The following is a 16,823-nucleotide window of genomic DNA, read 5'->3' as shown; positions in this document are numbered from 1 at the left end:
GATCGCCTGGCCGGGGAGGGCAGCCTACGGCCGTCCCCGATGCCCGCGGAGGTGTTCCGCGACGGGCTTGAGGGCCTTGGAGAGTTCCGCCAGGGCCTCGGGGGAGAGAAGGTCGATGAAGTGCCGCCGCACGGAGTCCACATGATGCGGCGAGACCTTCTGCATCGTCTCCATGCCGTGCTCGGTCAGGACCGCGTACAGGCCGCGGCGGTCCGACTCGCAGTTCTCACGGCGCACCAGGTCCGCGTTCTCCATGCGGGTGATCTGGTGCGAGAGACGGCTCTTGGACTGGAGGGTGGCGGACGCGAGGTCGCTCATCCGCATCCGGAAGCCCTCCGACTCGGAGAGGTTCACGAGGATCTCGTAGTCGTTCATGGTCAGGCCGAACGGCTGCAGATCCTTTTCGAGCTGGTACGTCAACAGTCTGTTGACATCCAGATGGGTGCGCCAGGCGCACTGCTCCGCATCGGTCAGCCACCGAGTGGCCGTGTCGGTCTCCATAAATGAAGTCTACCTAAAATGTTGAAAGGCGAACTAGTGAGGGTGGTGTGACGGTGCGCACGCGTTCGATGTCACACTCCGCAGACTACCGCTCACAGCCCGAAGCGACGCTGGAGGTCACCCAGCTGTCCGGGAAGGCGCGGTGCGCCGGATTGCGCTCCGGGACCGCCGTGACCACCCGCGCCGGCGCCCGATCCGGGCACTCCCGGCTCGTGCGGAACCGCCCCCGTCGCCTGCTCCGCCATCAGGATCTCGGTCGACTGCAGCAGGACCGTCCCGGCGCCCACGAACTCGAACTGGTGCTCCTCGCCGGAGGCGCCGCCCAGGCCCGTCAGTGCACGTAGACCGCCCATCACGCCCGTCAGGTACCCGTGGTCGTAGTGGTGGCACGGGGAGGGGCAGTCGGCCCATCCGACGAGCGCCTGGGGGTCCACCCGGAGGGGAGGTTCCATGAACACCACCGGACCGTTGGACGCGGCGACGAACTTTCCGGTTCCGATGAGCGTGAGGAATCCCGGCACGATCGACTGCTTGAGCGACAGACTTGGCTGAAAAGCGAGCAGATTGCCCGAGCGAATGGTCAGGTTGCCGTCGTCCAGGTCGTACGAATTCACGTCGAAGGCCCGGTCGGCGAGGAGCATCTTGCCCGAACCCTCCGCCACGACCCAGTCGCTCGCGTGCAGAGGCGAATGAAAGGAAGTGCGCACCAGACGGTCCAGCCGGCCGTGCCCGACGCCGTTGAAGTCGATCGACCCGTAGTAGGCGATCATCTTCCCCTTCTGGAGGAACCACTGGCTCCCCTTGAGCTCCACGCAGAAGGTGTAGTTGTTCACGTTGTCGTCGACCGGGAGGGTCATGGGGTCGTGCACCGTCGGGCCGCCGCCCGGAGCCCCGTACATGCTCACAGCTTCTCCTCCGACGCCTGGACGAACACCGCACCGCTGCCACTGAGCTCCAGCTGGAACGCCTCGCCGGAGCCGCGGCCCACCATGTCCCGCCAGCCGAGAGCGGTCGACAGCTTGTTGCGGACGTCGCCGTGGTGGGCGACATAGGCCTGGGGGTCGACGTGGACCGGGCGCTGCGGGGTGATGGGGACCTCGAAGACCCCGCCGTGGGCCATCACGGCGACGGCCCCCTGGCCCTTGAGGGTGGTGGTGAACAGCCCCTGTCCGCTGATCTGGCCGCGGACCATGCCCATGACCCCGCCCTGGGATCCCAGGAACATCGTGCCCTGCTGGAGCGTGCCCTCGAAGGCGAGCAGCCGGTCCGCCTCGACGTACAGCGTGTCGCCGGTGAGCCGGATGACCTGGACGTGGTGGCCGCCGTGCCCGAAGAGGACCGTGCCGCTGCCCTCGACGGTCATCAGCGGGGTGTCCTCGTTGGCGAGCCGCCGGCCGATCATGGACATCACCCCGCCCTGGCCGCCCTGGACGTTGGGCGTGAAGGACACCTCGCCGCGGTACGCGAGCATCGCGCCGCGCTGGCTGTAGAGCCGCTGGCCGGGGACCACGGTCGCTTCGACGATCTTGGAGTTGATCTCACGGAACGTCATGTCACACATCCCCCGCGATCGTGTTGCGCTCGCTCGGCTGGACGTACACCAGGCCGTTCCCCTCGAAGCGGATCTGGAAGGCCTCGCCGCCGCCCTCGCCCATGAAGGTGCGGAACGTCACACCGGACTGGAAGGACTGCCGGACGTCGCCCTGGTGCGCGATGTACGCCCCGGGGTCGACGGTCAGCGGGTACTGCGGACTGACGCGCAGCACCACGGCCGGGCCGTCCGAGGTGATCGCGGCCTGGCCGTGTCCCTCGACGGTCGTCGTGAACAGTCCGTTGCCCTGGGTCGCGCCGCGCAGCCCGGTGAAGCTCGTCCCCGTCCGCAGGCCGGCGTCGGTCGCGAGCAGGTTGCTCGACTCGACGTACAGCTTGTCGCCCTGGAGCTGGACGAGGTTGATCTCGGAGGCACGGTCGGCGAACCAGCACGTGCCCTGACCCTTCACCTCCATCACGGTCATCTGCTCGCCGGTGAGCCGCCGGGTCACCATGCCCCGGATGCCCTCGCCGCCGCCGCTGAGCTTCTTGAAGGCCATCTGCCCGTCGTACGCGACCATCGAGCCGTTCTTCGCCTTCACGGCGTCCCCGGTCATGTCGACGGCGAGCACCTTGCTGCCTTGGAGTCGAAACATCGCCACGCTGCGAAGGTATCCGCCACCCGGGTGCGCAGAACAGCACCCGGGGGTGGAGAACGACCCTGAACGCACCCTTAGGGGGACCGTTTGCCACAATGGACGAACGCTTGTGCGTGCGTTCACAAGCCGCTCTGCCCGACGCCGTGCCTCCATGCATCCATACATCCGTATCTCCGTACCTCGATACCTCCCCCGAAGGTGACCCGTGGACCTGAAGACCGCCTCCGCCCTCCGCCGACTGCGTCTGGTCTCCGCCCCCGAAGCCGTGTCCTTTCTCCTGCTGCTGGTCTGCTCCGTGCTGAAGCGGACCACCGACTTCAACGCGGTGCCCGTGATGGGCATGGTCCACGGCGTGCTGTTCGTCCTGTACGTGCTCTTCTGGGCGGACGCCTGGAACCGCACCAAGTGGTCCCTGAAGACTGCGGCCCTCTACTTCGTCCTCTCGGTCCTGCCGACCGGCGGGTTCTTCGCCGAGCGCAAGCTGCGCCGTGAGGCCGAGGACGCGGTCATCGCCTCCCGCGCCCGCAGCGAAGGCGTGGTGAACGCGTGATCGTCGCCTTCTCGGTCACCCCGCTGGGCGTCGGCGAGGAGGTCGGCGAGTACGTCGCCGAAGCCGTCCGCGTCGTCCGCGAGTCGGGCCTGCCCCACCGCACCGACGCCATGTTCACCTCCGTCGAGGGCGAGTGGGACGAGGTGATGGACGTCGTCCGGCGCGCCGTGGCCGCCGTCGAGGCACGCGCCCCCCGCGTCTCCCTGGTCCTGAAGGCGGACATCCGCCCCGGCGTGACCGACGGGCTGACCTCGAAGGTGGCGACCGTGGAGCGGCACCTGGCTCCGTAGCCCGTGAACACCCGTCCGGCCGGTCACCCGAACGGACACGGAGAGGCGGGGTTCCCGCCCGAACCGCATGGCTAGTGTCTTCCGGGGCGATCACGTTCCGCGCGACGGCGCGGCGCCGGAAGGGGAGTGTGCGGTGGCAGGGCGGCGAGGACCGGGGACTCTCGGCAGGGCGATCGCGGCGTTCGTGCTGACGGCGTCGCTGTCCGCGGTGTGCGTGGGGGAGGCGCCGCGCACGCCCGCGTGCGCCCTGGCCCGCGGCGAGCTGACCGTCGAGGACCTGCCCGCGGGCTCGTCCGTGCGGGACTGCCGCGCCGTCGGCCGCGTGGTCACCCACGACGGCGCGGGTCTCGCGGTCCCCGAACCCGGCACCACGGTCAGCGTCGACGCGCTCACCGCGGACGGCTCGGCGCAGGACTTCACCATGGCGGTCGCGGCCGACGGCAGGGTCTCCTACGCCTACGACGCGGACCACGCGCGGGCCCGCCCCCGCCGCCGTGCCGACGCCCCCGCCCCCTGCGCCGACGGCGCGTACGTCACCGCCGGGCGCAAGGAGTACGGCACGTACGAGTGGTTCCTCGGCGACGGCCCGCTGCCCGCCCACCTCTCCCGCGCCGAGGTCCGGCACGCCTTCGAGGCCGCCGTCGCCGCCATCACCGCCGGCCGCAACGACTGCGGCTACGAGGACACCGTCACCGTCAGGGCCAGGTATCTGTCGACCACCGACCACGAGGCGGGCATCGACCGCGAGGCCCGCTGCGTGCGCCGGGACGGCCTGAACGTGTGGGACGCGGGCGACATCGGCCCCGAGGCGGTCGCCACGACCTGCTCCTGGAGCCGGCCGGTGCCCGACGGCCCGGACGAGCTGCTGGAGGCCGACGTCCGCTTCAACACCCATGACTACGCGTTCACCGACCAGCCGTCCGACGCCTGCACGCGCGCGTACGACCTGCGCAGCGTCGCCACGCACGAGGCCGGGCACGTCTTCGGCCTGGGCCACGCCGGCGAGGGACACGAGAACCTCACCATGTACGCGAGCTCGTTCGCCTGCTCCACCGCCGCCCGCACCCTCGGCAAGGGCGACGTCCTCGGCCTGCGCAGCCTGTATTGAGCGCCCGTGTCCCATGGGCCGGAATCCGCCACCGTGCGAACCATCCCTCAGAACCTGCCAGGCGACCTGTTTGACCGGTGGTCGCTCGGCGCCCTACAGGCGGCAGGGATTCAAACCCCACCGATGTGATCTTCGTCATGGTGGAACTCTCGACGGCTCTGTCTATGGTGACGCCCGCTGCATGTCCCGATCACCTCGACCAAGTGATCGGAGCGCGTGTCGAAAGCGATCCGAGGGTGGGGCCGTACGGATGGGTGGGATACGGGGCATCGAGGTTCTGTGAGTCTCCCGTGCGCATTTTCCTTACGTTTCAACGCACTTCCCCTTACCTCGGCGTGCCTGAAATCCACTTCTTGCAGGGGGAAACAGTGCAGAGAACTTGGCGATTAACCACCACTCGGCAGAGAAGGCGAAGAGGTCGGGGACGCTCGGTAGTCACCACCGTGACGCTGGCGACGTCCGTCGTCGCCGGCCTGGTCTCCGCCGCTCCGGCGGCCGTTGCCGAGGAGGACACCGGCCTTTACCGCAACAGCATCGGCGAGCAGGCGCGCCTGGACCGATGCACTGCCGGTGTGGCCCTCCACATCGGTGGCCCGCAGATGAAGGCCAAAGCCGTCGAGGGCCTGACGGGCAGCGACGGACAGCTCGCCACGGTCATCGGCACCCCGGAGAACCTCTGGGGTCAAATGCGCGACGCGCAGGTCACCGACAAGCAGGCGGTCTCCGACTACCTGGAGCGCTCCCGCAAGCGCAAGGCCGATCTCGAAGCCGCGAACAAGGTCTACGCCCAGAGCGGCGACAACAAGGACATCACGCTCTTCGCGCCGGAATTCGACAAGGACGTCACCGCCTACACCCTCGGTGCCTACACCGACCTCCTCGGCCGGCTGGGCGAGGACGGTCACGCCGCGCCGACCAAGAGCGTCGTCGACCGGGCCACTGCCCTCGCCGAGGCCAACAAGGGCAAGGACTCCTGGAACGACCAGGCAGCCGCCGAGATGATCGGGGACGCCGGAGAGTCCACGTACCGCGCCACCACCGCGAGTGACCTGGCCTACTACCTTGCGCACGGCGGCTACCCCGACACGACCCCTGAAGCCGGCACCGCCGAGTATCGGGTCGAGGTGGAAGCACTGAAGGGGGCCTGGAGCGCCTGCGACAGCCTCAACCCGGTCGACGCCCGCAGGGTGATGAACCCGGTGGTACTGACCGCCGCCGCGGAGTGGGATGCCGAGTACAAGGCGCAGGCCACGCCCCGGGGCGTCATCATCAAGGCCGAGGCGGACGCGGCGAAGGCCACCCGTGACGCCACGGACGCGATGATCGAGACCATCGGCCTGGCCTGGCGTGCCGAACAGATTCTCCTGTGGCAGAAGTACTGGGCAGGCCGGCCCGCGGACGACATCTTGCGCCCGGCCAAGAGTGTTTTCACCAAGGCCGCCGCTGACCTCGCCACGCTGAAGGCCAGTTCGGCGTCGGCCGCCGTCAAGGCCAAGACCGCCGCTGACTCGGCGACGACCGCGTCCGGCAAGGCGGTCAGTGCCCAGGCCGACGCGTACAAGATCGCCGACGTCCGGTCGGAGCCCCGCGGCCGCGGTCTGCTGTACGCGCAGCAGTCCGTCCAGGTCAGCCGCGCATCCGCGGCCGCCGCGACGGCCGCGGCCGCGGCCGCCCAGACCGCCGCCGACGCCGCCAAGGCCACCGCTGCGGACACGGCCACACTGCTCAAGCTTGCGCAGACGAGGGCCCACGCGGTGAACACCGCCTTCCGGCGAACGGCCGCGGAGGAAGCCGCCAAACAGGCCAAGGCCGCCGCGGACTCCGCCGTCTCCTACGCCAACAAGGCAGCCGGCAACGCGACCACGGCGAAGAACGCTCAGGCGACTGCTGCCGCCCAGAAGGAGATTGCGCGTAAGGAGGCTGAGAACGCCGCCGCGAAGGCCACCACAGCCGAGCAGGAACGCGCCAACGCCGCCGCCTACGCCAAAACCGCCGCCACAGAGCGGGGCAAGGCCGACATCGCGGAGAAGAAGGCTCAGAGCCTGAAGAGCACGGCGACCACCGCCCGCGGCGACGCCGACTCAGCCGCGGATACGGCCTCCGGCAAGCGCGAGGCCGCCGAGGACGCCGAAGCGGCCGCCGAATACGCCCGCGACAAGGCCTACCAGGCGGAGCAGAACAAGAAGGCCTATGAGGCACGGGCCGCCGCCCTGGAGTCCGCCGTTGCGGCCGCCGAGGGGACGGCAGCCGCCGGGGAGGCCAGGCAGGCCGCCACCGAGGCGCGTGCTGCGGCGAACACGGCGGGCACCGCCGCAGCCGGTGCCCGCCAGGCGGCCGCAGACGCCACCACGGCTGCCGTCAACGCCCGCGCCGCTGCGACCAACGCGCAGGCGAGCGCGTCCAAATCCCGCAAGGCCGCCGACGACGCCTGGAGCTCGTACTGGGGCGCCGCGAGCGCCGCCACCACCGCGCACGCAGCGGCCGCCACGGCGATCGACGCCTCCGAGCAGGCCGCCGCCAACGCGAAGAAGGCCGGCGAGGAGGCCGCGAAGGCCAAGGAGCAGGCAAAGATCGCGCAGGACAACGCGAGGGTCGCGCACTCCGAGGCGACTCTGACGGCCCAGTCCGCCGCCGAGACGGCGGGCCAGGCCTTTGCCACCACACAGGCGGCGCTCGCCGCCCGTGACTCCGCCGACAAGGCCGTGAAGGCCGCCCACTCGGCGATCTCCATCGGCAGTCCTTACCAGGAGAACGACTCCGCAGCCGCCTTTGCGGTGCTCTCCGGCCAACAGGCCCTGACCTTCGCCGAGCAGCAGGCCAAGGCGGCGAAGGCCAAGTCCGACGAGGCCCAGCGCATGGCCAAGGAGGCGCAGGTTCTGGCCGACAAGGCCTCCGCGGACGACAAGGCCGCGGCTCAGGCTGCTGCCGCTGCCGCCGTTGACGCGTCCCGCGCCGCCACCGCCTACGCCAATGCCAAGGCCTCGGCGCGGGAAGCCAAGGCCGCAGCAACTGCCGCGCAGCAGCTGGCCGACGAGGCCTCCGGCTATGCCGTCCAGGCTGGCTCGAGCGCCGTCTCCGCCGGTCTCTCCGCCAACAGCGCGGAGAGCGAGGCCGCCGCGGCCGATCGTGACGCCACCGAGGCGGAAAAGGACGCGTCCAGCGCCCGCCAGGCAGCCTCCGACGCCACGGACGAGGCCGACGCCGCAGACTTCTCCGCCCGGGCGGCGGAGACCGACGCGAGCGCCGCCGAGACCTCGGCCGGTAACGCTCACCAGGCGGCCGACGATGCGCAGAAGGCCGCGACGCGGGCGGAAGAAGAGGAGCGCAAGCGGGTGGCGGAGGAGCGCCGCAAGGCGCTCGAATCCGGTGACACGGGCGTCATCGGCGGCGTGGGCGCGCCGCTGACCGCCGACGAGCGGGCCCTGCTGCTCAAGACGTGCGGTCAGTCGTGTGTCGACGACTGGGACGAGGCGAACGCCGCCGTGACTGCCTCGGTCATTGACTGGATCAAGGCCAACGGCGCCGAGGTCCTGCTGGAACTCATCGGCGTCAACGATGCCAAGCGGTGCTTCACACAGGGCGACGTCGAGAGCTGCCTGTGGACCGCGGTCAATGTGGGCTCGCTCGCGGTGATCGTAGGCAAGATCGGCCCGGTCGCGAAGGCCATCGCCACCGTGGTTGCACGGGTCGGCTCGTTCTTCGAGAAGGCCGAGTGGGGCAAGCGGACCCTGGACCACCTGCGCAAGGTCGTCGAGGCGGCGAAGAAGATACCGGACTCGGTCGGCAAGTCGACCACGCCTTGTACGCACCCCAAGGCTTCCGAATGCAAGAACATCACGTTCCCCTACAAGGAAGTGGACGGCACGTACAAGGACGGCCGGGTCGGTCTCGGGTCGGACGGCAAGTACCACTTCGACGAAGGGGCGTCCAGAAAGGACATCTACGACGTCAAGAACGACCCGCATTTCATCAATCGGATCACGGACATCGACCTGATCAAGGACGGTGTCCTGTGGGAGGAGAAGACCGCGGTCTATGCGATGGACCTGGCCGAGCAGAAGAAGTGGGTCGCCAAGCACCTTCCGAAGAAGATCGAGTCCTATCTGAAGGCCCGACCCCTCATAAAGGGATACGAGGGCGCTCCGATCGGGTTCAAGTTCACCAAGCAGACGCTGGTCAACAACCCCGGTCTGAAGGCACTGGTCGAGCAGAGCCTGAAGGAGCTACGCGTGCGCTACGGTGCTGACATCCGCGTATGGTGGCCGTGATGAGCTACATCTTCACCGTCAGTGAAACTGATGAGGACGTCTGGGAACCCGCCCTGGCCATCGGGCAGTTGTTCATGGGCGGAGTCAACGCTCTCAGCTCGCTGATCATGGAGATGCCGAGCGGACTCCATGACGTTTCCGGCGACTGGGTCAAGATCGACGCCGACTTGTACGGGGCCTTCGTCAACGCGGTCCTCAAAGAGCGCGGTGTCGTCACCCACCCGGAACTGGTCATGCTCATGGACGGGCTGCTCCCGCTGATGGTCATGCTGGCCGACAAGGTTGGTGTCGAGATCACCGCGGCCACTCTCCCCGAGCGGGTCTGCCTGGAATGGGCCAGGGACAAGGACCGCGTTCTGCAGGGGCACGCCTGGGACAACCTGGACGGCACCGTGACCGTCTGGAAGTCCGGAGTAGTCCGCTGATGGAAACCGGCGGGGAGCGCGTCCGCGCTCCCCGCCGGCCCACGACGCCGAAAGAATCATGAAGAACACCACGAAATTCACTCCTGTGCTCATCGGCGTTGTCCTGCTGGGCTGCGCCGCCTGCAGGGGTGGCGTCGCATCGGACGAGAAGACTCCGCCGAAGACCCTGACGACCAGGCAACTCGACCAGGTCGTCGTTTCCGGCACGGTGAAGGGCTACCGGGCTGACGAGGTCCCGGCCAAGGACGTGCCGGCACCGGACCCGCTCACCGCGGACCGTCACGAGTGCGACCCCATCGCAGCCCTGACCGGAGGCGTGCTGAGAGTGAAGCCGAAGGCCGTCGTCTACCGGTCGTTGAAGCCGGTTGACGCCGAGAACGCGACGGTCGGGAACGTCTGGCTGTCCTCCTACGCCGACAGGGACGCCGAGCGCGTCATGGCCGACCTCGACACCGCGGTGGACAAGTGCGCGGAACCCTTCACGACCGCCGGGCTGACCTACCGCTCGGTCCAGCGCGTCGGATCGCGGGATGCCGACCTTATGGCGTTCCGACTGACCGGCGAGATCGCCCGCCGGAAGATCACCATGAACTACAGCGTCGTACGGACGAAAGGCCTCGTCACGACCTTCTACGGCGTCAACACGCTGAACCCGGAGAACGGGATGATCCCGGCCGCCGTGATCGAGGCTCAGCTCGAGCGTCTCGCTGACTGACTGTCCACGGCCCGGGCTCGGGTCACCCGGCGCGGTGGTTCTCAGTGGACCCGTTCGCACGTTACACCGGACCCGGACAGCCGGCACGAGTGAAAAACCACGGTAATGGTTCAGGCCGGGAACGCCGAAACGTGAGACGGGGCTGACCGCGATGTGACCGGCCGGTAAGGTCTGGAGGCGTGCCGAAACCGCTCAGTCTCCCTTTCGACCCCATCGCCCGCGCCGATGAGCTCTGGAAGCAGCGCTGGGGGAACGTGCCGTCCATGTCCGCGATCACCTCGATCATGCGCGCGCACCAGATCCTGCTCGCCGAGGTGGACGCCGTGGTCAAGCCGTACGGCCTGACGTTCGCCCGGTACGAGGCGCTGGTGCTGCTCACCTTCTCCAAGGAGGGCGAGCTGACCATGTCGAAGATCGGCGAGCGGCTCCAGGTGCACCCCACTTCGGTGACGAACACCGTCGACCGGCTGGTGCGCTCGGGCCTGGTCGACAAGCGCCCCAACCCCAACGACGGTCGCGGCACCCTCGCCGTCATCACCGACAAGGGGCGCGAGGTCGTCGAGGCCGCCACCCGCGACCTGATGGCGATGGACTTCGGGCTCGGTGTGTACGACGCGGAGGAGTGCGGGGAGATCTTCGCGATGCTGCGGCCGCTGCGGGTGGCGGCGCAGGACTTCGAGGACTGACCGGCGTGGCGGGTCCGGCCCCGGGCAAGATCGCCCCAAAACCGGTGGTTACGCTCGTCCTCATGAAAAAGAGCGTGCTGACCCGCTACCGCGTCCTGGCCTACGTCACCGGTGTCCTGCTGGTGCTGCTGTGCCTGAGCATGATCGCCAAGTACGGCCTGGACGTGGACGGCGCCGCGGACTTCACCCGCGTCATCGCCATCGCGCACGGCTGGCTGTACGTCCTCTACCTGGGCTTCGCATTCGACCTGGGCTCCAAGGCGAAATGGCCGTTCGGCAAGCTGCTGTGGGTGCTGCTGGCCGGGACGATCCCCACGGCCGCCTTCTTCGTCGAGCGGAAGGTCAGCCACGAGTTCGCCGGCCGGACCGCGGACGCGGCCCCGGCCCCGGTCGAGGCGTGACGCCGGCGCCCGTCGAGGCCCGGCCCCGCCGCCGGTAGCGGCAGTCCCCGCCGCCGAGCGCACCCGCGCGGGCGTGACGCGCCGTCATGCGGTGGAGCGGCGCGGGACGTCGCGCCGCGGCGGGTCAGTCGCCGGACGTGCCGGACGCGGCGGACGTGCCGGACGTGCCGGACGTGCCGGACGTGCCGGACGTGCCGGACGCGGCGGCAGGGCCGTACGGGCCGGGCGGGACCGATGCCGACGACAGGCCCTGCAGCAGCACGCGCGTGAAGCCGCGCACCCACTCCTCGTCGGCCGGCTCCGCGCTGACCAGGGTGCGGTGCACCACCGCGCCCGCCACCACGTCGAAGATGAGGTCGACCGTGCGGGCGGCCTCCGCCGGGTCGGTCTCCGGGGGGAGTTCGCCGCGGGCCTGCGCGCGGGCCCTGCCCTCCAGGACCAGCCCCTTCTGGGGGTCGACGATGGAGGCGCGGATGCGTTCGCGCAGCGCGTCGTCGCGGGTGGACTCGGCGATGGCCGCCATCAGCCCGCTCTTGGCCTCCGGGCGGGCCAGGATCGCCGCGAACTGCAGGACCACGCCCTCGATGTCGGCCGCCAGGCTGCCGCGGTCGGGGAGTTCGAGTTCGCCGAAGAGCTCCGCGACCGCGTCGACGACCAGTTCGTTCTTGCCGGACCAGCGGCGGTACAGGGTCGTCTTGGCGACCCCGGCGCGCGTCGCCACGTCCCCCAGGGTCAGTTTCGACCAGCCCAGCTCGACCAGCGCCTCCCGCGTCGCGGCCAGGATCGCGGTGTCCGCGGCGGCGCTGCGCGGACGGCCGGGACGGCAGGCGGGAGTGCGGATCTGCATGCCTCCGACCATAACCGCAGGTTTTTTCTCCGCCTCCGTGAGGCAGATCACCGGGGGGCGGTGTTGCGGAGGCACCCGGTGCCATTACGCTACGACTCGTATCGAAAGCTCGTGACGGACGTACACGGGCCAGGTCCGGCAGGGCGCGGGTGGGGACCCGGGCGCTCTTGTTCGGGATGTTCGGGAAGTATTCGGATCGCTTTTCACGCAGGCGCGCGGACGGGGGAGGATAGACGCATGCAGCCACGGAACATGTCCATGAGCGGAGTCGTCGACCTCGCCGCGGTGAAGGCGGCCCAGGAGGCCAAGGCGAAGGCGGAGCAGACGCGCGCCGAAGCAGCACGGCAGGGCAACGCGGGGGCCGTCTCCCCGGCCGATCTCGTCATCGACGTCGACGAGGCGGGTTTCGAGCGGGACGTCCTGCAGCGGTCCGCCGAGGTGCCCGTCGTCATCGACTTCTGGGCGGAGTGGTGCCAGCCCTGCAAGCAGCTGAGCCCCGTCCTGGAGCGGCTCGCCGTCGAGTACGACGGCCGCTTCCTGCTCGCCAAGATCGACGTCGACGCCAACCAGATGCTGATGCAGCAGTTCGGGGTGCAGGGCATCCCGGCGGTGTTCGCGGTCGTCGCCGGGCAGGCCCTGCCCCTCTTCCAGGGAGCCGCCGGCGAGGCGCAGATCCGCCAGACCCTCGACCAGTTGGTGGAGGTCGCCGAGCAGCGGTTCGGGCTCACCGGCCTGACCGTCGACGCCGACGCCGAGGCGGGCGCGCCCCAGCCGGTCGCGGCCGAGCCCGTCGGACCGTACGACGCTCTGCTCGAAGCCGCCGTACAGGCCCTGGACGCCGGTGACTTCGGTGGCGCCGTCCAGGCCTACAAGAACGTGCTCGCCGACGACCCGGGCAACAGTGAGGCCAAACTCGGGCTCGCTCAGGCCGAGTTGCTCCACCGGGTGGCCGCCATGGACCCGCAGCAGGTGCGCAAGGAGGCCGCCGAGAGGCCGAAGGACGCCGAGGCGCAGATCGCCGCGGCGGACCTGGATCTGGTGGGCGGTCATGTCGAGGACGCGTTCGGCCGCCTCATCGACACCGTGGCCCGCACCGCCGGTGACGACCGGGACGCGGTGCGCGTGCGGCTGCTCGAACTGTTCGAAGTGGTCGGCCCCGAGGACCCCCGGGTCACGGCGGCCCGGCGGGCGCTGGCGCGCGCGCTGTTCTGACCCCCGGCACCCGGGTTCTGACCAGTCGCTAAACGTCAGAGCCCGTGCTGCCGGAGTGAAAATTCTGCCGGAGTGGTTCCCTTGCGGCCGCGCTTTACCAAATCTTGGTAATCGCGGCCGCTGTTACTGGGAGTAAGACGCGGCCGTCGATCTGTCGGATTCCGTCCATCGATCAACAGTTTTGTCCTGGGCATGAAGGACACCCTGCGTCGCCGGTCGAGACCTGTGGGTCGTTGTTCGGTTATCCGGCCGTTACTAGCCAGTAACGAACCCCCTTGTGCGGGCGGCGAGAATGCACCACGATCGGCCACGCTCGGTCCAATCCCGTACCCCGACAGCCGGTTGGGTCAACGGGTTTTCCTGGGTCCCCACCGAGCAGGGCCGACGGCAGTGACGTCGGCCCTTGGACAGGGGGGTCTTCGCTGCGGCGAAGCCTGTCCAGCAAGGTTGTGCGTGATGCGTGTCAGGCGCGACCAGTGGTTGTCGCTCGGGGGTGATCGCCGGTGATCGGTGCGCGGTTCGCGCCTCCGGGACAGGCGCTCCCCTTCCCGAGGACGTAGCACTTCTCCCATCCCTGCCCGGCTGAGCCGCCGTCTCGGAGGCGAGTCAGGGCCAGGAGATGTACGTCCGAGAAGGAGGAAATATGGAGTCCCAGGTGCGTGGCGGGACCAGATGGAAGCGCTTCGCTGTGGTCATGGTGCCCAGCGTCGCAGCGACGGCATGCATAGGCGTGGCCCTCGCGCAGGGTGCGCTGGCCGCGTCGTTCAGCGTGTCGGGTCAGTCGTTCAAGGTGAGCGCCGACAAGCTCGAAGGCACGGGCTTCTCGCAGTACGGCGCGATCGACTCGGGGTACACCCTCGACGGCAAGAAGACGGCTCACCCCGTCGCCGTCTCGGCGTTCAAGAGCGCCTCGATCACGAACATGTGCCAGTCCGTGGTCACCCCGAACATCCCGCTGCTCGGGTCTGTCAGCCTTACGCTGCGGGCGGGCGGCGGCAGCAAGCCGGTCGAGGCCGAGAACCTGTACATCGACGTCGAGGACCTGAGCGCGGACGCCGTGTTCAAGAACATCGACATCGGTGTGGCCGGCGTCGACATGAAGAACGGCCCCGGCCCCGGCATGAAGGGCGGCAGCGAGGCTGCCAACCCGTACGGCTTCGGCCAGCAGGCCGAGTCGGCCACGCTGACCGACGTGAAGCAGACGGCGTGGGCCACCACCGCCGGAACCTTCAAGCTCAGCGGCCTGAAGATGTCGCTGTCGACGGGTGTCAAGGAGTGCTACTAAGCACTCTCTGACGGGCGGGGGGGCCGGTGGCGCCCCCGCCCGTCCAGTCTGAAGCCCGGGTCTTCACCGGCAGCACGACTCACCACCACAGAAACGCCGCACCAGGGAGCTGTTTTCCATGAGCGCCGAGACCCCTGCCGCCTCCGGCCAGTTCACCCGCCGGAGGCAGCAGTTCCGCGCCTGGCGGGGCACCAGGCCGTTCTGGGCGGGCCTGTTCGTCCTTCTCGCCGGCTTCCCCATCGCCTACTTCCCTTACGCCCACCTCCAAGTGGGCCACCTGACACTGGCGATGGCGACCACCGCGGGCGCGGGGTCACTGATCATCGGCGTGCTGCTGGGCGTGCTGGGCATCAGTCTGTGGTTCCAGAAGCACGTGCAGGTCTTCGCGGGCGTCGCGGCGATCCTGCTGGGCCTGGTGTCCATCCCGGTGTCCAACCTCGGCGGCTTCCTCATCGGTTTCCTGTTCGCTCTCGTCGGCGGCGCGATGGCGATCTCCTGGGCCCCGGGCGCACCGCCCGCGCCGGCCCCGGCGCCGGAGGCCGGCGCGAACGCCCCGGGCGCCCCCGGGAACGTGTACCCCGAGGGCTCCGGCCCGGCGGGCGACCTCGGCGTGAACCCGTACAGCACGGGCCCCGCCGTGGCCGACAGGCCGTCCTTCAGCAAGGGCGAGGAACCGGGCGAGCCGCACGACCTGCACGATCTGTCAGGAACGAGCCCGGCCAACGGGGCGAACGGGAGGCACAGTGCCGGCTGACGAGGTTTGCACCGGGGGCGATGTGGACGCTGCCTGCGTGAGAACCACCGGGCCGCGCCACGCGGCACCCAAGAAGCCGCTGTTCACCAGGTTCCACATGCCGGCCGGCAAGGCGATAGCCCTGGCGGCCATGCCGACGGCGGTCCTCATGGGGATGGGCTTCACGCCCACCCTCGCGAACGCCGACGACCAGCCGTCGTCCAAGAACCTCACGATCGACGAGTACAAGGACTGCGTGGCGGCCCTGGAGGGCGCTGACGCCTCCGCGTCGGCCTCGCCGTCGCCGTCCGCCTCGCAGAGCGCGAGCGAGTCCGCCGACGACTCCAAGGGCGGTTCCCAGGACGACTCCAAGGACTCCCCGGACGGCGCCAAGGGCGACTCCGGCGGGTCGAAGGACACTTCGGGCTCCTCCGGGTCCTCGGGTGGTTCCTCGGGTGACAACGCAGGCTCGTCCTCGTCGGGTTCGGGTTCCGGCGATGCGGCCGAGCCCGCCCCGTCCGCGTCCTCCTCGCCCGCGAAGTCGGCGACGTCCGGCGACACCGCCGTGACGACTCCGCCGGCCGCCGAGACGGGCAAGAACGTCCTGGACACCATCGGCGACGCCGTCAAGGATCTGCTCGACGGCAAGGACTCCGCCGGAGCCTCCACCGCGAGCCCGTCCCCGTCGGCCTCCCCGTCCGCCGAGGCCTCGGCCCCGGCCTCCGACTCGGGCTCCTCCGGTTCGGGCTCCTCGGGTTCGTCGGGCTCCTCCGGCTCCTCCGGTTCTTCGGACAAGGGCTCCTCGGGCACGTCCAAGGGCTCAGGCGACGCCGGCGGCACGGTCAAGGACGCCGCCGACAAGGCGAAGGACGCGGCCAAGGACACGGCGAAGGACACGGCGAAGGACACGAAGGACACCGCCGCCGACGCCGCTGCCTCGCCGAGCCCCTCGTCGAGCGCCACCACGAACGCCGACGACTGCCCCGCCGCCACCGACGACGAGGGCGGCATCGACAACAAGATCCGGCTGCCCGACGACCCCTGGTTCCTGAACGCCAGCTCGCTGCTCCTCAAGGGCGCCGACTACCAGGGCATAGTCAAGGTGAAGACGGCCAACGGCACCGTCAAGGAGGTGCTGAAGTACGTCATCTCCGGCGGGACCGACATCGGCGACCTGCACCAGACGGTGAACGACAAGCAGGCGGGCCGCACTTACCACGTGCAGGCCGGCAAGGGCACGACGTCCACCATCAAGGACGGCGACACGATCATGTACACGGAGAGCATCTCCGGCAACCTGTTCGGCCTGATCCCGGTGACGTTCAGCCCGAAGAGCCCGCCTCCGCTGAACATCCCGCTGATCTACTTCACCAACGCCAAGGTCCAGCAGGCGGGCCAGTTCGGCGGCACGCTCACCGTTCCCGGCCTGCACCAGTACACGACCGCCGACTGAGCGCCGGCGTCACCGGCCTTTCCGGGAGCCGCGAGAAGACCGTGCCCCCGCCGGGTTCCACACCCGGCGGGGGCACGGTCCTGTGTCGTGGCAGGCCGCGTGAGCCGAGGGGCAGAGACGGAGGGCGCCTCCCTGTCGCAGGGGGCGCCCTCAGTGTTGT

At 69.5% G+C, this 16,823-nt stretch carries 17 protein-coding genes; 12 read left to right on the top strand and 5 right to left on the bottom strand.

The window, feature by feature from the left end:
• Nucleotides 1-24: 24 nt before the first annotated feature.
• The 4 genes from Sri02f_RS39880 to Sri02f_RS39865 all read right to left on the bottom strand — a co-directional run bounded on the left by Sri02f_RS39880 (nt 25) and on the right by Sri02f_RS39865 (nt 2,687).
• Nucleotides 25-501, bottom strand: coding sequence for a MarR family winged helix-turn-helix transcriptional regulator (locus Sri02f_RS39880; protein WP_069769973.1), 477 nt, complete (start codon nt 499-501; stop codon nt 25-27).
• Nucleotides 502-593: 92 nt separating this feature from the next.
• Complete coding sequence (locus Sri02f_RS39875) at nt 594-1,400, bottom strand: AIM24 family protein (protein WP_174855808.1); 807 nt, start codon at nt 1,398-1,400, stop codon at nt 594-596.
• 2 nt (nt 1,401-1,402) lie between these two features.
• Nucleotides 1,403-2,053 (bottom strand): AIM24 family protein, encoded by a 651-nt coding sequence (locus tag Sri02f_RS39870; RefSeq protein ID WP_109006186.1) that lies wholly within the window; start codon nt 2,051-2,053, stop codon nt 1,403-1,405.
• 1 nt (nt 2,054) lies between these two features.
• Entirely contained in the window at nt 2,055-2,687 is a 633-nt protein-coding gene (locus tag Sri02f_RS39865) for an AIM24 family protein (protein WP_109006185.1), read from the bottom strand.
• 208 nt (nt 2,688-2,895) lie between these two features.
• Here Sri02f_RS39865 and Sri02f_RS39860 point away from each other — a divergent pair, with 208 nt between their 5' ends.
• The 8 genes from Sri02f_RS39860 (at nt 2,896) to Sri02f_RS39825 (ending at nt 11,133) form a co-directional block, all read left to right on the top strand.
• A complete protein-coding gene (locus tag Sri02f_RS39860) occupies nt 2,896-3,240 on the top strand; it encodes a DUF3817 domain-containing protein (protein ID WP_109006184.1) in 345 nt (114 codons plus the stop codon).
• A complete protein-coding gene (locus tag Sri02f_RS39855) occupies nt 3,237-3,530 on the top strand; it encodes an MTH1187 family thiamine-binding protein (RefSeq protein WP_109006183.1) in 294 nt (97 codons plus the stop codon). Before Sri02f_RS39860 ends, Sri02f_RS39855 begins: the two co-directional genes overlap by 4 nt.
• A gap of 133 nt (nt 3,531-3,663) precedes the next feature.
• Nucleotides 3,664-4,638 carry a matrixin family metalloprotease gene (locus Sri02f_RS39850; RefSeq protein ID WP_109006182.1) on the top strand — a complete coding sequence of 325 codons (975 nt, stop codon included), beginning with the start codon at nt 3,664-3,666 and terminating at the stop codon, nt 4,636-4,638.
• Nucleotides 4,639-4,973: 335 nt separating this feature from the next.
• Complete coding sequence (locus Sri02f_RS39845; protein WP_159106877.1) at nt 4,974-8,906, top strand: hypothetical protein; 3,933 nt, start codon at nt 4,974-4,976, stop codon at nt 8,904-8,906.
• Entirely contained in the window at nt 8,906-9,331 is a 426-nt protein-coding gene (locus Sri02f_RS39840; RefSeq protein ID WP_159106876.1) for a DUF6086 family protein, read from the top strand. The genes Sri02f_RS39845 and Sri02f_RS39840 overlap by 1 nt, the downstream gene beginning before the upstream one ends.
• 58 nt (nt 9,332-9,389) lie before the next feature.
• Nucleotides 9,390-10,046, top strand: a complete 657-nt coding sequence (locus Sri02f_RS39835) for a hypothetical protein (RefSeq protein WP_159106875.1) — start codon at nt 9,390-9,392, stop codon at nt 10,044-10,046.
• 179 nt (nt 10,047-10,225) lie between these two features.
• Complete coding sequence (locus tag Sri02f_RS39830; RefSeq protein ID WP_109006178.1) at nt 10,226-10,732, top strand: MarR family winged helix-turn-helix transcriptional regulator; 507 nt, start codon at nt 10,226-10,228, stop codon at nt 10,730-10,732.
• Nucleotides 10,733-10,794: 62 nt separating this feature from the next.
• Nucleotides 10,795-11,133 (top strand): DUF3817 domain-containing protein, encoded by a 339-nt coding sequence (locus tag Sri02f_RS39825; protein WP_109006189.1) that lies wholly within the window; start codon nt 10,795-10,797, stop codon nt 11,131-11,133.
• A gap of 124 nt (nt 11,134-11,257) precedes the next feature.
• Here Sri02f_RS39825 and Sri02f_RS39820 read toward each other — a convergent pair whose 3' ends face one another.
• Complete coding sequence (locus Sri02f_RS39820; protein ID WP_245971011.1) at nt 11,258-11,980, bottom strand: TetR/AcrR family transcriptional regulator; 723 nt, start codon at nt 11,978-11,980, stop codon at nt 11,258-11,260.
• Between the two features lie 237 nt (nt 11,981-12,217).
• On the opposite strand from Sri02f_RS39820, the gene Sri02f_RS39815 reads away from it, so the two are divergent.
• The 4 genes from Sri02f_RS39815 (at nt 12,218) to Sri02f_RS39800 (ending at nt 16,663) form a co-directional block, all read left to right on the top strand.
• Nucleotides 12,218-13,192 (top strand): tetratricopeptide repeat protein, encoded by a 975-nt coding sequence (locus Sri02f_RS39815; RefSeq protein WP_109006177.1) that lies wholly within the window; start codon nt 12,218-12,220, stop codon nt 13,190-13,192.
• A 643-nt stretch (nt 13,193-13,835) separates the two neighbouring features.
• Nucleotides 13,836-14,477 carry a DUF6230 family protein gene (locus Sri02f_RS39810; protein WP_109006176.1) on the top strand — a complete coding sequence of 214 codons (642 nt, stop codon included), beginning with the start codon at nt 13,836-13,838 and terminating at the stop codon, nt 14,475-14,477.
• A gap of 118 nt (nt 14,478-14,595) precedes the next feature.
• Nucleotides 14,596-15,231 (top strand): DUF6114 domain-containing protein, encoded by a 636-nt coding sequence (locus tag Sri02f_RS39805; protein WP_109006175.1) that lies wholly within the window; start codon nt 14,596-14,598, stop codon nt 15,229-15,231.
• Nucleotides 15,221-16,663: a hypothetical protein gene (locus tag Sri02f_RS39800; RefSeq protein ID WP_109006174.1), complete on the top strand. Its 1,443-nt coding sequence runs from the start codon at nt 15,221-15,223 to the stop codon at nt 16,661-16,663. The genes Sri02f_RS39805 and Sri02f_RS39800 overlap by 11 nt, the downstream gene beginning before the upstream one ends.
• Nucleotides 16,664-16,823: the final 160 nt, after the last annotated feature.

The sequence above is a fragment of the Streptomyces rishiriensis genome (assembly GCF_003112535.1).
GTDB classification, from domain to species: domain Bacteria; phylum Actinomycetota; class Actinomycetes; order Streptomycetales; family Streptomycetaceae; genus Streptomyces; species Streptomyces rishiriensis.
This window is presented reverse-complemented; position numbering and strand designations above follow the sequence as displayed.